The organism is Pseudomonas sp. B21-036 (genome assembly GCF_024748925.1).
Taxonomy (GTDB): Bacteria; Pseudomonadota; Gammaproteobacteria; order Pseudomonadales; family Pseudomonadaceae; genus Aquipseudomonas; species Aquipseudomonas palmensis.
The window spans coordinates 411,729-424,569 of sequence record NZ_CP087178.1; the positions used below are offsets into that span (position 1 = coordinate 411,729).

At 64.0% G+C, this 12,841-nt stretch carries 13 protein-coding genes and 1 riboswitch; of the genes, 6 read left to right on the forward strand and 7 right to left on the reverse strand.

The genetic code is table 11. The features are described from left to right. The first annotated feature begins 133 nt into the window (after positions 1-133). A complete protein-coding gene (locus LOY33_RS01895) occupies positions 134-685 on the forward strand; it encodes a cytochrome b (RefSeq protein ID WP_258660946.1) in 552 nt (183 codons plus the stop codon). 32 nt (positions 686-717) lie between these two features. Further along, the gene (locus tag LOY33_RS01900) at positions 718-1,296 is read left to right on the forward strand and encodes a YceI family protein (protein WP_043863617.1); all 579 of its coding nucleotides are present in this window, start codon (positions 718-720) and stop codon (positions 1,294-1,296) included. A gap of 65 nt (positions 1,297-1,361) precedes the next feature. Here LOY33_RS01900 and LOY33_RS01905 read toward each other — a convergent pair whose 3' ends face one another. From LOY33_RS01905 to ahcY, 4 genes are all read right to left on the reverse strand, one after another. After that, positions 1,362-3,254, reverse strand: a complete 1,893-nt coding sequence (locus tag LOY33_RS01905) for a DEAD/DEAH box helicase (RefSeq protein ID WP_043863616.1) — start codon at positions 3,252-3,254, stop codon at positions 1,362-1,364. A 222-nt stretch (positions 3,255-3,476) separates the two neighbouring features. Continuing rightward, on the reverse strand, positions 3,477-4,262 hold the full coding sequence (locus LOY33_RS01910; RefSeq protein ID WP_043863615.1) for an ABC transporter substrate-binding protein: 786 nt from the start codon (positions 4,260-4,262) through the stop codon (positions 3,477-3,479). Between the two features lie 138 nt (positions 4,263-4,400). Next, a complete protein-coding gene (metF, locus tag LOY33_RS01915; protein WP_258660955.1) occupies positions 4,401-5,246 on the reverse strand; it encodes a methylenetetrahydrofolate reductase [NAD(P)H] in 846 nt (281 codons plus the stop codon). A gap of 96 nt (positions 5,247-5,342) precedes the next feature. Further along, positions 5,343-6,752: an adenosylhomocysteinase gene (gene ahcY / locus LOY33_RS01920; protein WP_054915763.1), complete on the reverse strand. Its 1,410-nt coding sequence runs from the start codon at positions 6,750-6,752 to the stop codon at positions 5,343-5,345. Between the two features lie 21 nt (positions 6,753-6,773). Continuing rightward, positions 6,774-6,879: riboswitch (S-adenosyl-L-homocysteine riboswitch) on the reverse strand. Positions 6,880-7,062: 183 nt separating this feature from the next. Between ahcY and LOY33_RS01925 the strand changes: the two genes are divergently transcribed. Further along, the gene (locus LOY33_RS01925; protein WP_043863612.1) at positions 7,063-7,461 is read left to right on the forward strand and encodes an acyl-CoA thioesterase; all 399 of its coding nucleotides are present in this window, start codon (positions 7,063-7,065) and stop codon (positions 7,459-7,461) included. A gap of 18 nt (positions 7,462-7,479) precedes the next feature. Here LOY33_RS01925 and LOY33_RS01930 read toward each other — a convergent pair whose 3' ends face one another. Continuing rightward, complete coding sequence (locus tag LOY33_RS01930) at positions 7,480-8,775, reverse strand: cation:dicarboxylate symporter family transporter (RefSeq protein WP_258660957.1); 1,296 nt, start codon at positions 8,773-8,775, stop codon at positions 7,480-7,482. Positions 8,776-8,820: 45 nt separating this feature from the next. Then, positions 8,821-9,234, reverse strand: a complete 414-nt coding sequence (locus LOY33_RS01935; RefSeq protein ID WP_116052532.1) for a VOC family protein — start codon at positions 9,232-9,234, stop codon at positions 8,821-8,823. Between the two features lie 92 nt (positions 9,235-9,326). Between LOY33_RS01935 and LOY33_RS01940 the strand changes: the two genes are divergently transcribed. Next, positions 9,327-10,208 carry a LysR family transcriptional regulator gene (locus tag LOY33_RS01940; RefSeq protein ID WP_054915762.1) on the forward strand — a complete coding sequence of 294 codons (882 nt, stop codon included), beginning with the start codon at positions 9,327-9,329 and terminating at the stop codon, positions 10,206-10,208. On the opposite strand, the gene LOY33_RS01945 is transcribed toward LOY33_RS01940, so the two are convergent. After that, positions 10,192-11,427 (reverse strand): sodium:proton antiporter, encoded by a 1,236-nt coding sequence (locus LOY33_RS01945; protein WP_043863609.1) that lies wholly within the window; start codon positions 11,425-11,427, stop codon positions 10,192-10,194. The two genes, LOY33_RS01940 and LOY33_RS01945, sit on opposite strands and share 17 nt — an antisense overlap. Positions 11,428-11,597: 170 nt before the next feature. Between LOY33_RS01945 and LOY33_RS01950 the strand changes: the two genes are divergently transcribed. Beyond that, positions 11,598-12,431, forward strand: a complete 834-nt coding sequence (locus tag LOY33_RS01950; RefSeq protein WP_104573011.1) for a DMT family transporter — start codon at positions 11,598-11,600, stop codon at positions 12,429-12,431. A gap of 23 nt (positions 12,432-12,454) precedes the next feature. Continuing rightward, on the forward strand, positions 12,455-12,841 hold the full coding sequence (locus LOY33_RS01955) for an MAPEG family protein (protein ID WP_258660970.1): 387 nt from the start codon (positions 12,455-12,457) through the stop codon (positions 12,839-12,841).

The following is a 12,841-nucleotide window of genomic DNA, read 5'->3' on the forward strand; positions in this document are numbered from 1 at the left end:
AGTTAATGTTTCCTTAACCTGTTCGTCTCACACTAAAGATCATGTTTCTCGATCGTTCAAAGCGAAATTTTCCGCTTTAATTCGATAGATAACCGGTTAGTCTTGGGCACAGTTCTTACAGGGAAACACGGCAATGCAACTGCGCAATTCTCCTTCTCGCTATGGCGTGGTCAGTATCGTCCTGCACTGGGGCGTGGCCCTGGCGGTTTTCGGCCTGTTCGGCCTGGGGCTGTGGATGGTCGGCCTGGACTACTACAGTGCGTGGCGCAAAACGGCACCCGACCTGCACAAGAGTATCGGCCTGACCCTGCTGGCGATCATGCTCGGTCGCGTGCTGTGGCGCTTCATCAGCCCGCCACCACCGGCCCCGGTCAACCACGGCCCGCTTACCCGCTTCGCCGCCAAGGCCGGCCACGGCCTGCTGTACGTGGGCCTGTTCGGGGTGATGATCACCGGCTACCTGATCTCCACCGCCGACGGCGTGGGCATCCCGGTGTTCGGCCTGTTCGAGGTGCCGGCACTGGTCAGCGACCTGCCCAACCAGGCGGATGTCGCCGGGGAAATCCATTTCTACCTGGCCTGGGGGTTGGTGATCTTCGCCGGCCTGCATGGCTTGGCCGCCCTCAAGCACCACTTTATCGACCGTGACGCGACCCTCACCCGCATGCTGGGCCGCAAAGCTTGATGTTCAACCTCAACTCCAAAGGAATAGAAGTAATGTTGAAAAAGACTTTTGCCGCTCTGGCGCTCGGTACCGCCCTGTTCACCGCTGGCCAGGCCATGGCTGCCGACTACAAGATCGACAAGGAAGGCCAGCACGCCTTCATCGACTGGAAAGTCAGCCACCTGGGCTACAGCTTCATCCACGGCACCTTCAAGGACTGGGACGGTACCTTCAGCTGGGATTCCGCCAAGCCGCAGGACAGCAAGATCTCGGTAGACGTGAAGACCGCCAGCCTGTGGTCCAACCACGCCGAGCGTGACAAGCACATCGCCAGCAAGGACTTCCTGGACGTTTCGAAATTCGCCGACGCCAAGTTCGTCTCCACCGCCGTCAAGCCCACTGGCGACAAGACTGCCGACGTGACCGGCGACCTGACCTTCCACGGCGTGACCAAGCCAGTGACCTTCAAGGCCACCTTCAACGGTGAAGGCAAGGACCCATGGGGCGGCGAGCGCGCCGGTTTCAACGCCACCACCACCCTGGACCTGAAAGACTTCGGCATCAAGCTGCCTGGCGACGTGGCACAGACCGCCCAGCTGGACATCTCGCTGGAAGGCGTCAAGCAGAAGTAATTGCCTGGCCTGTAAACAAGAACGCCGCCCCTAGGGGCGGCGTTTTTGTGTGCGCAGTGGCGGGATCAGCGGTTGCGCGTCAGCAGCGCAGGCTTCTCGCCACGTGGGCGGCTTGGCAGCTGCTCGAGCTGTTCGGCGGTCGGGAACCGGTCGATCTTGGATTCCTTGTGCACGATCTTGGGCTGCGACTGGCCGTCACGCGGGTTGCGCACTGCCGGTTCCTGCGACGACTGATCGTCACGGGCCGGGCGACGGTTGCGGTTGTTGCTGCCGTCGCGGCGCGCCTGGCCATCGCGACCACCGCCACCGCTGCGTGCACCACCGCGCTTCTCGCCATTGCTGCCGGCGCCACCGCTACGTGCACCACCACCGGTGTTGCTGCGTGGCTGGCCACCGCGGGGTGCGCCGGTGCCGGTACCGGCGGCTGCCGGTGCGCCCGGGCGACGGTTGCGGCCCTGGCCGCCCTTGTTCTGGTACGGGCTGACGTAGTCGGCACGGTTGCCGAAGTTGTCCACTTCGTCGTCCAGGAAGGCTTCAGGGTCACGGTCGGCCGGGATTTTCGGAACTACTGCTGCCTGACCCGAGGGTGCCTGGCGGGTTTTGCTGTTGTCACGGGGCTTGCGCTCTTGGCGCCCGCCGGCGGCCTTCTCAGTGGCTCTGTCGCCTGCGGGCTTATCCTTTTCCTGGCCTTTGTCCTTGCCCTTGTCCTTGCGCCCGCCGGCATTGCTGCCGTCGGCACGCTGGCCACGGCCACCGCGCGGGTTCATCTGCGGACGTTCACGGGCTTCGGGTTTTTCGGCTTCGACCGTCGAGGCATCGAAGCCCATCAGGTCGCCGTCCTGGATTTTCTGGCGGGTGACGCGCTCGATGCTCTTGAGCAGCTTCTCTTCGTCCGGCGCCACCAGCGAGATGGCCTCGCCGGAACGGCCCGCACGGCCGGTACGGCCGATACGGTGCACGTAGTCTTCCTCGACGTTGGGCAGCTCGAAGTTGACCACGTGGGGCAACTGGTCGATGTCCAGGCCGCGGGCGGCGATGTCGGTGGCGACCATGATGCGCACGGTGCCGGCCTTGAAGTCGGCCAGGGCCTTGGTGCGCGCGTTCTGGCTCTTGTTGCCGTGAATCGCCGCGGCAGTCAGGCCGTGCTTCTCGAGGTACTCGGCCAGACGGTTGGCGCCGTGCTTGGTACGTGTGAAGACCAGCACCTGCTCCCAGGCACCCTGGGTAATCAGGTGGGCCAGCAGGGCACGCTTGTGGCTGGCGGGCAGGCGGTACACACGCTGCTCGATACGCTCGACCGTGGTGTTGGGCGGCGTGACCTCGATGCGCTCGGGGTTGTGCAGCAGCTTGTCGGCCAGGTTGGTGATGTCTTTTGAGAAGGTCGCCGAGAACAGCAGGTTCTGGCGCTTGGCAGGCAAGCGTGCGAGGACCTTCTTCACGTCATGGATGAAGCCCATGTCGAGCATGCGGTCGGCTTCGTCGAGCACCAGGATCTCAACGTGGCTCAGGTCGACGCTGCCCTGGCCGGCGAGGTCCAGCAGACGGCCGGGGCAGGCCACCAGCACGTCGACGCCGCGGGACATGGCCTGCACCTGCGGGTTCATGCCGACACCGCCGAAGATGCAGGCGCTGACGAACTTGAGGTCGCGGGCGTAGATCTTGAAGCTGTCGTGGACCTGGGCGGCGAGTTCGCGGGTGGGGGTCAGCACCAGTACCCGCGGCTGGCGTGGGCCATGGCGCTGGGACTTGTCGGGGTGGCCACCTGGAAACAGGCGTTCGAGAATCGGCAGTGCAAAGCCACCGGTTTTACCAGTACCTGTCTGCGCCGCGACCATCAGGTCGCGACCTTGCAACACGGCGGGAATGGCCCGCTGTTGCACCGGCGTAGGCTGGGTATAGCCCGCTGCCTCGATAGCGCGGACTAGAGCCTCGGAGAGACCGAGGGAAGCAAAGGACATGAGTAATCCTGTTCTAGTGGGGGCTAAGCCCTATGGGAAGTTCGTGCCTGGCGCGACGGGCATCAGGTGATGCTATCGCGTCCGGTCCTGCTGGGCCTTCAATGCGCATCCGGGGGGCGGCGGGCGGGCTCTGGGCGCGCTGTCCTGCCGATCGGGATGCCTTTTGCAAGGCCGAGCGTCCGGGCGTAAGCCTGGCGGGGTTGGCGGAGTATAACAGAGCAATCAGTGCGTGCTGCGTTCCTGCTGCTCAACGGTTTGCGGAATATTCACCTCGGCGCCTGCGTAGCGTGCGTTCAGCTCGGCATAGGCCGGCTCCTGCTTGAAGCGGCGCAGCTCGGCGGCGAAGCGTTGCGCCAGCAGGTCCATGCCGGCATTGCGACGTACTGCCAGGAACTGGGGCTGGCGGTCGATCACCAGCCCCAGTTCGCTGACCTGTTGCTCCAGGCCCAGGCTCTTGATCACATGCCGGCCAACCCGGCGATCGGTGACCAGCAGGTCGATGCGCCCCAGTTGCAGCTTGCCCAGGTTGGCTTCCAGGGTAGGTGCCGGCTCGCGCTTGAAGTCGGGTGAATCGGCAAACGCCGGGCCGTAGGTATAGCCGGGCGCGGTGCCCACGGTCAGCCCCTTGAGGTCTTCCAGGTGCCTGATGGCGTGGGGCCGGGCGTTGGCCTGGAACAGCACGAACTCCACGTGCGACAGCGGTTCGCTGGGGTAGAACAGCTGGGCGTCGCGCTGCTCGGTCTTGAAGATGTCGAGCACGCCATCGGCCAGCCCCTGTTCGACCATCGCCAGGCAGCGCTTCCATGGCAGGAACTGCCATTGCACCTCGATGCCCAGGCGCTTGAACACCTCGGCGGTGACCTCGTAGTCGATGCCCTTGGCCTCTCCGTTTTCCTGGTACACATAGGGCGGCCAGGGGTCGGTGACGATGCGCAGCCTCTCGCCATGAGCCAGGGTACTCAGGCAGGCGAGGAACAGGGCGGCGAACAGTCGGTAAAGATCGGGCATGGCTGGAGAGTACGATGGCTGCTCGAGAATGGCCAGCCTGGCTCGGCCAGCAGCTCAGCCAGGTGCGCAGGCCTGGAGGCGGGCGTCGACAAAAAAGGGCCTTGGCGTGTGCCAGAGCCCTTGTCGTCGGTGCAGCAGTCAGAGTGGCAGCTTGAGGTTGTTCCACACTGCCAGGCTGGGTTCGGCCTGGTTCAGGGTATAGAAGTGCAGCCCCGGTGCGCCGCCTTGCAGCAGTTTTTCGCACATTTCGGTGATGACCTGTTCGCCAAAGGCCTGGATGCTTTGCACATCGTCGCCATAGGCTTCCAGCTGCTTGCGGACCCAGCGCGGGATCTCGGCGCCGCACGCATCGGAGAAGCGCGCCAGCTTGCTGTAGTTGGTGATCGGCATGATGCCGGGTACCACCGGGATGTCCACGCCCAGCTTCTGCACGCGCTCGACGAAGTGGAAGTAGCAGTCGGCGTTGAAGAAGTACTGGGTGATGGCGCTGTCGGCGCCGGCCTTGGCCTTGCGCACGAAATTGATCAGGTCGTCTTCGAAGTGACGGGCCTGGGGGTGCATTTCCGGGTAGGCGGCCACTTCGATGTGAAAGTGATCACCGCTTTCCTGGCGAATGAATTCGACCAGCTCGTTGGCGTAGCGCAGCTCGCCACTGGCCATGCCCATGCCCGACGGCAGGTCGCCGCGCAGGGCCACGATACGCTTGATGCCGGCGGCCTTGTACTGGGCCAGCAGGCTGCGCAGGTCGTCCTTGCTGTCGCCCACGCACGACAGGTGCGGCGCGGCCGGTACCTTCACTTCGCTTTCCAGCTGCAGCACGGTGTTGAGCGTGCGGTCGCGGGTCGAGCCACCGGCACCATAGGTGCAGGAGAAGAAGTCCGGGTTGTAGCTGGCCAGGGTGCGAGCCGTGGCGAGCAGTTTTTCATGTCCAGCGTCGGTCTTGGTCGGGAAGAACTCGAAGCTGTAACGGCGTTCCTGAGACATGGCGAAATCCTGGTAAACCGATCGTGCTGGCCAGCCGTGAGGCTGGCCACAGAAAAAAGCCGGTGACGCTGTGGCAGCGTCACCGGCTTTGGCCCATCAGTAGCGGTAGGCGTCTGGTTTGAACGGGCCTTCAACAGTCACGCCGATGTAGTCGGCCTGTTGCTTGGTCAGTTGGGTTACCACGCCGCCGAAACCGCGGACCATTTCCAGGGCCACTTCTTCGTCGAGTTTTTTCGGCAGTACTTCAACGGTCAGGCGTTCGGCTTTCTGGGCCGGCGACAGGTCGGCGTACTTCTGGCCGAACAGGAAGATCTGTGCCAGCACCTGGTTGGCGAACGAACCGTCCATGATGCGGCTCGGGTGGCCGGTGGCGTTGCCCAGGTTCACCAGGCGGCCTTCGGCCAGCAGGATCAGGTAGTCGTCGTTCTGCGCGTCGAAATCGCCAGGGCCGGTACGGTGGATCTTGTGAACCTGTGGCTTGACCTCTTCCCATGCCCAGTTCTTGCGCATGAAGGCGGTGTCGATTTCGTTGTCGAAGTGACCGATGTTGCATACCACGGCGCGCTTTTTCAGGGCCTTGAGCATGTTGGCATCGCACACGTTGACGTTACCGGTGGTGGTCACGATCAGGTCGATCTTGCCCAGCAGGGCCTTGTCGACGCTGGCTTCGGTGCCGTTGTTGATACCGTCGATGAACGGCGAAACCAGCTCGAAGCCGTCCATGCAGGCTTGCATGGCGCAGATCGGGTCGACTTCCGAGACCTTGACGATCATGCCTTCCTGACGCAGCGACTGGGCCGAACCCTTGCCCACGTCACCGTAGCCGATCACCAGCGCCTGCTTGCCCGACAGCAGGTGGTCGGTGCCGCGCTTGATGGCGTCGTTGAGGCTGTGACGGCAGCCGTACTTGTTGTCGTTCTTGCTCTTGGTGACCGAGTCGTTGACGTTGATCGCCGGGATCTTCAGCTCGCCCTTGGCCAGCATGTCGAGCAGACGGTGCACACCGGTGGTGGTCTCTTCGGTCACGCCGTGAACGCGGTCCAGTACCTGCGGGTACTTCTTGTGCAGCAGCTCGGTGAGGTCGCCGCCGTCGTCGAGGATCATGTTGGCATCCCATGGCGCGCCATCCTTGAGGATGGTCTGCTCCAGGCACCACTCGTATTCCTGCTCGGTCTCGCCCTTCCAGGCGAACACCGGGATGCCGGCGGCGGCAATGGAGGCAGCGGCCTGATCCTGGGTGGAGAAGATGTTGCACGACGACCAGCGCACTTCGGCACCCAGCGCGACCAGGGTCTCGATCAGCACGGCGGTCTGGATGGTCATGTGGATGCAGCCGAGGATTTTTGCACCCTTGAGCGGCTGTTCAGCGGCGTACTTGCGGCGCAGACCCATCAGGGCCGGCATTTCGGACTCGGCGATGATGGTTTCGCGGCGGCCCCAGGCAGCCAGGGACATGTCGGCGACTTTGTAGTCGGTAAAATCTGCAGGCGTGTTTACAGCGCTCATCAAGAGCCTCCATTCGTAGTGTGCGAATGGGCGCCGTTGTGCGTTTAGTGCCCGTGCGGGGAACCCCGTGCAGGCAACGCCCCATCCGAGCCTGACAGGAGAACCTGCTGCAGCGCCCCTCGGACAGGTGGCGGGAACGGCATCGAGTGGTGATGACCGTCTGTGAAGCGTTGGCGATTATAGCTGCGCCCGCGCATCGGCCCAAGGCTTTCTGTCAATTAATCGAGACGATAGTCGATGTTCAATGGAGGCCGCCGGCAGGCTCTGCCATCATTGTCGGCATCGATTGGCAAGACGGTCAGGAGTACGCATGAACTTTCACACCCGCAAATGGGTAAAACCCGAAGACCTCAACCCCAACGGCACCCTGTTCGGTGGCAGCCTGTTGCGCTGGATCGACGAAGAGGCGGCGATCTACGCGATCGTGCAACTGGGCAACCAGCGTGTGGTGACCAAGTACATCTCGGAGATCAACTTCGTCAGCGCCTCGCGCCAGGGCGACATCATCGAGCTGGGCATCACCGCCACGGAATTCGGCCGCACCTCCATCACCCTCAAATGCGAAGTGCGCAACAAGATCACCCGCAAGAGCATCCTCACCGTCGACAAGATGGTCTTCGTCAACCTGGGTGAGGACGGCTTGCCGGCACCCCATGGGCGTACCGAGATCAAGTTCATCAAGGATCAGTTCGATACCTCGGTGGAATGACGGCGGTAGCTGCACAGTTCAAGCTTCAAGCTTCAAGTCGGGGGCAGCGGGGCTGGCGGGGGCGGTTTGGCCAGGTGCCTTGAGCTGGCCCTCCCAGCGTGCGATCACCAGTGGCGCCAGTGCGTTACCCAGCACGTTGAGTGCAGTGACCGGCATGTCCATCAGCCGATACACCCCGGCGATGATCGCCACGCCCTCGACCGGCAGCCCTGCCGCGGTCAGCGTGGCGGTGAGGATGATGAACATGAAGCCCGGCACCCCCGCCGCACCCTTGGAGGTCAGCACCATGATCAGCACCAGCATCGCCTGGTCAGCCAGGCCCAGGTCGATGCCATAGGCCTGGGCGATGAACAGCGTGCCAAGCGCTGCGAACAGCGACGCGCCATCGAGGTTGAATGAATACCCCAACGGAATGACCATGCTGGTGATCGGGCGTGGCGCGCCGTAGCGCTCCATCTTCTCGATCAGTTGCGGCATCACCGTGGCCGAGGCGGCGCTGCTGTAGGCCAGCAGCAACTCGCTGCGTATCTCGCGCAACAGGTGGAAGAACCGCACCCCCGCCAGCCTGGCCACCGCCCCCAGCACGCACAGCGCAAACAGCAGCACCGCGACGTAGGTAATGCCGATCAGCTTGGCCAGTGGCAGCAGTGCGCTCAGGCCGAAGCTGGCAACGGTGACGCCGATCAGCCCGAAGATGCCGATGGGTGAGTAGTGCATCACCAGGTGGGTGACCTTGAACATGGTGTCCGATACGCCCTGCATCACGCTGATCAACGGTGCCTTCTGCTGCTGGGGCAGCATCGACAGGGCGCAGCCGAACAGGATGGCGAAGAACAGCACCGACAGCAGCTTGCCCTCGGCCATGGCCAGCACGATGTTGTCCGGCACGATGGCCACCAGGGTGCGCCCCAGGTTCTGCGTTTCGGTGCTGGATGCCAGCGTGGTGACCGGTGCCTGCAGCGTGCTGCTGAAGTCCGCGCCGGCGCCGGGCTGGGACACGTTGCCGACCACCAGCCCGAACAGGATCGCGATGCTGGTGATGGTGAAGAAGTACACGAACGTCTTCATCCCGACCCGGCCCAGGGCGCGCGTGCTGCCGGCGCCGGCGATGCCGACGGTCATGCAGGCGAACACCAGCGGTACCACGATCATCTTCATCAGCTTGATGAACAGGTCGCCGGCCGGCTGCAGCAGGTTGTCGATGAACCAGACCTTGTGCTCGGGGAACTGGTTGAGAAGGATGCCGACGATCACGCCGGCGACCAGGCCGATAATGATGCGCGTGACCAGGCTGGAAGGTGTGCGAATGCCCATGGGGTGCCCCTTGTTGTTGTGGTTGTGGGGAGTGCGAAGGGTGCGTTACTGCGCGAACAGGCCGGCGAAATCCTTGAAGCCCTTGACCTCGATCGGATTGCCGCTGGGGTCGAGGAAGAACATCGTGCGTTGTTCGCCCGGCTCGCCCACAAAGCGCACCACCGGTGGGATCTCGAATGCCAGGCCGCGCCGGGTGAGGCGCACGGCCAGGGTCATCCACTCGTCCAGTGGCAGTACCACGCCGATATGCGGCATCAGTACCTTGTGCTCGCCAACCTGCCCGGTACGGGTGGTGGCGAACGGCGTGCCCAGGTGCAACGAGAGCTGGTTGCCGAAGAAGTCGAAGTCGACCCAGGTCGCGGTGCTGCGCCCTTCGGTGCAGCCCAGAACATCTCGATAAAAAGTACGCGCCTGTTCCAGGTCGCAAACGTGGTATGCAGCGTGAAAGGGTCTGTTCATGGCGTATCCCCCGTGTGGTTGAGCGTTGAGGGTAAGTAGGCCGTGTGACGGGGTAAAACGGCTTTGCCTTGCTCTGAGCGAAAGAAAAACTTATGGATGTGCGCTTTCTGAAAAGCCTGGTGGCAGTGGTGGAAACCGGCTCGATTGCCGCGGCCGCGCGTCGCGAGAACCGCACGGCAGCGGCGATCAGCCAGCGCGTGCAGGCGCTGGAACGCACACTGGGCTGCACCTTGCTGCTGCGTACTGCGCATGCCATCCGCCCCTCGGACCAGTGCCTGCTGCTGTTGCCCAGAATCCAGGCGATCATCGAGCAGGCGCGTGAACTGCAGCACGACCTGAGCCAGGACGGATTGACGGGGGACGTCAGGGTGGGCGCGGTGTCGACGGCGTTGACCGGGGTATTGCCGGGGCTTATCGAGCGTCTGGCGCGATCGGCGCCGGGGCTCAAGCTGCAGATCACCCCGGGTGATTCGCGCAGCCTGTACGAGAAGGTGCTCGGCGGCGAACTGGATGCCGCGATTCTGGTGCGCCCGCCCTTCACGCTGCCCAAGGCACTGGCGCTGCAGGTGCTCAAGGTCGAGCCGCTGATTCTGATCGCGCCGGCTGCACAGGCCGCGCTGGCCCCCGATACATTGCTGCGCGAGCACCCGTTCATTCGCTATGACGCACAGTCGTGGGGCGGGCAGATCGCCCAGCGCTACCTGGATGAGCAACTGATCACGCCGCAGTTGCTGTGCGAGCTGGATGCGCTGGAAACCATCGTGATGCTGGTGGCCCAGGGCATGGGGGTATCGTTGGTGCCGCAATGGGCCGGCATGCCCCATGAGGGCATCTGTGCCTGGCCGCTGGGCGATGACCCGCGCCACGCGCGGGCACTGGTGGTGCTGCACGGCTCGACGCCGCGCCGGCCAGTGGCCATGCGGCATCTGCTGGGGCTGCTGGGCAGCCCCTCGCCGGTCAAGGCTGCTCGGTAACCCCGCGCACCACGCGACCGATGCTCAGGCCCTGCAGCAGGATCGACGACAGCACCACGATGTAGGTGATGCTCAGCAGCAGGTCACGTTCGGGGCCCGATGGCAGCGACAGCGCCAGGGCCACGGACACACCGCCGCGCAGGCCGCCCCAGGTGAGCACGCGGATGGTGCCGCGCGGCACCGTTCTCCAGCGGCGCAGCATGACGATCGCCGGCGCCACGGTCAGCAGACGCGACAGCAGGATCGCCACTGCCAGCACCCCGGCCGCAGCCAGGTGCATCCACGAGAACGGCAGCAGCAACAGCTCCAGGCCGATCAGCGCGAACAGCAGCGCGTTGAGCATGTCGTCGATCAGTTCCCAGAAGCCGTCCATGTAGCGCCGGGTCATGTCGTTCATAGCCAGGTTGCGACCCAGGTTGCCGATGATCAGGCCCGCTACCACCATCGCGATGGGCGCCGAGACGTGCAGTTCGTAGGCTGCGGCCGAGCCGCCGATCACCAGCGCCAGGGTCAGCATGACCTCCACCTGGTACTGCTCGATGCTCTTGATCATGCGGTAGGTGACGTAGCCGATCACCGCGCCGAACAGCGCGCCGCCGATGGCCTCGCGGGCGAACAGGATCGCGGTGTCGCTCACGCTCGGGGTCTCGCCCAGTTGTGCGATGCCCAGCAGCACGGTGAACACCACGACCGCGGTGCCGTCGTTGAACAGCGACTCGCCGACGATGGTGGTCTTCAGCGGCTTGGACGCATTGGCGGTACGCAGGGCGCCGAGCACCGCAATCGGGTCGGTGGGCGAGATCAGTGCGCCGAACAGCAGGCAGTACAGCAGGTTCACGTGCCAGCCGAACAGGGCGAAGATCCAGTGCGCCAGGTAGCCGATCACCACGGTGGCGATCAGCACACCGACGGTGGCCAGGAGGCCGATCGGCCAGCGGTAGTCGCGCAGGTCGGCCAGGTTCACGTGCAGCGCCCCGGCGAACAGCAGGAACGCCAGCATCCAGTGCATCAGCAGGTCGTTGAAGTCGATCTGGCTCATCAGGCCCTGCACCCGTTCTTCCAGGCCCGGGTAGCCGATGACGCTCAGGCCCTGGAGGATCAGGGAAAACAGCAGTGCAGTGACCATCACGCCAATGGTCGGCGGCAGGCCGATAAAGCGGTAGTTCACATAGGTGAGGAGGGTGGTGAGGCAAATAAACGCGGCAACTAGCTCAAGCATCCTAGGTCCTGTAATGGCTTCCAAGTCAGTGCCCGAATGGCTCGGGCAGGGCTTGGATGCGCCGGCGCGAGGTTCAGGACACACTTTTTCGATCAACGTTGACCGCAGGCTGGCTGTTTTGTTGCGCCTGGTTGAAACTGCGCAGCCGTGCACTACCCAGGAACTCAACCGTGCTCGCCACTTCGCTGGTGCTGATCGCCGCCCTGCTGCATGCCACCTGGAACACCCTGATCAAGTTCAGCGGCGAGCGTCTGCTGGTGATTGCCAGCATGGACGTGGTGGCGCTGCTGTTCGCCCTGGCGATGGTGGCGTTCGTGCAGGTACCGCCGCCCGAGATCTGGCCGTGGATGCTGGCCTCGGCGGCGTTCGAGCTGTTGTACCGCTACCTGCTGATCAAGGCCTACCGGGTCGGCGACCTGGGCCTGGTCTACCCCCTGATGCGCGGGTTGTCGCCGCTGGTGGTGCTGGCGCTGACCCTGACCTTTGCCGGCGAGACGCTGAGCACCCAGCAGATCTTCGGCATTCTGCTGATCCCGTGCGGCATGGCCTGCCTGCTGTGGCAGGGCGGTGGCGGCGAACGTCTGCCCTGGTCGATGCTGCCGGTGGTGGCGCTGATCGGCCTGTGCATCGGCTGCTACACCTGGCTCGACGGCAGCGCGATCCGGCTGTGGTCGCAGCCGCTGGACTACCTGGTGTGGCTGACGCTGATCAGCGCCTGGCCGTTCCCGTTGCTGGCGACGGTGGCCCGGCGCGCGCCGTTTGTGCAGTTCTGGCGCAGCCAGTGGAAGCTGGGCCTGGCCGTGGGGTTGTGCGTGCTGTCCAGCTACGCGCTGGTACTGTGGGCCATGCAACTGGGCTCGGTGGCCGAGGCTGCGGCGCTGCGCGAGGTGAGCGTGATCCTGGTGGTGCTGATGGGCATGCGCTACCTCAAAGAACCTTTCGGCGGGCCGAGGCTCTTAGCTTGTGCACTGGTACTGATCGGCATGCTGATCATGAAACTCTGACCCCAACAACAAGGACCCCTGCCATGACCGTCGCTTTCTGGTGTGTATTGATCGCGTTGCTGCTGCCGTTCGTGTGCACCAGCATCGCCAAGTTCGGCAGTGGTCGCTTCAGCCTGCGACAGAACCATGACCCGCGCGGTTTTCTGGACAAGCTCGAAGGCCTGCCGCGCCGCGCCCATGCGGCGCAGCTCAACAGTTTCGAGTCGACTCCGGCGTTCGTCGCGGCGGTGGTGATCGCCGACATCGTCGGCAATGCCGAGCAGGTCACCCAGGACGTGCTGGCGGTGCTCTACATCACCAGCCGCCTGCTCTACATCATCTGCTACCTGGCCGACTGGGCAGCGCTGCGCTCGGTGGTGTGGTTCGCGGGCATCGGCCTGATCGTCAGCTTCTTCGTGGTCTCGGCCTGA

Coding starts and splice junctions, on each gene's coding strand:
- metF (WP_258660955.1), bottom strand. CDS start 5,246: ATGTCTCAGGAACGCCGTTACAGCTTCGAGTTCTTCCCGACCAAGACC.
- ahcY (WP_054915763.1), bottom strand. CDS start 6,752: ATGAGCGCTGTAAACACGCCTGCAGATTTTACCGACTACAAAGTCGCC.
- LOY33_RS01910 (WP_043863615.1), bottom strand. CDS start 4,262: ATGCCCGATCTTTACCGACTGTTCGCCGCCCTGTTCCTCGCCTGCCTG.
- LOY33_RS01895 (WP_258660946.1), top strand. CDS start 134: ATGCAACTGCGCAATTCTCCTTCTCGCTATGGCGTGGTCAGTATCGTC.
- LOY33_RS01905 (WP_043863616.1), bottom strand. CDS start 3,254: ATGTCCTTTGCTTCCCTCGGTCTCTCCGAGGCTCTAGTCCGCGCTATC.
- LOY33_RS01925 (WP_043863612.1), top strand. CDS start 7,063: ATGAACTTTCACACCCGCAAATGGGTAAAACCCGAAGACCTCAACCCC.
- LOY33_RS01900 (WP_043863617.1), top strand. CDS start 718: ATGTTGAAAAAGACTTTTGCCGCTCTGGCGCTCGGTACCGCCCTGTTC.
- LOY33_RS01945 (WP_043863609.1), bottom strand. CDS start 11,427: ATGCTTGAGCTAGTTGCCGCGTTTATTTGCCTCACCACCCTCCTCACC.
- LOY33_RS01930 (WP_258660957.1), bottom strand. CDS start 8,775: ATGGGCATTCGCACACCTTCCAGCCTGGTCACGCGCATCATTATCGGC.
- LOY33_RS01940 (WP_054915762.1), top strand. CDS start 9,327: ATGGATGTGCGCTTTCTGAAAAGCCTGGTGGCAGTGGTGGAAACCGGC.
- LOY33_RS01935 (WP_116052532.1), bottom strand. CDS start 9,234: ATGAACAGACCCTTTCACGCTGCATACCACGTTTGCGACCTGGAACAG.
- LOY33_RS01955 (WP_258660970.1), top strand. CDS start 12,455: ATGACCGTCGCTTTCTGGTGTGTATTGATCGCGTTGCTGCTGCCGTTC.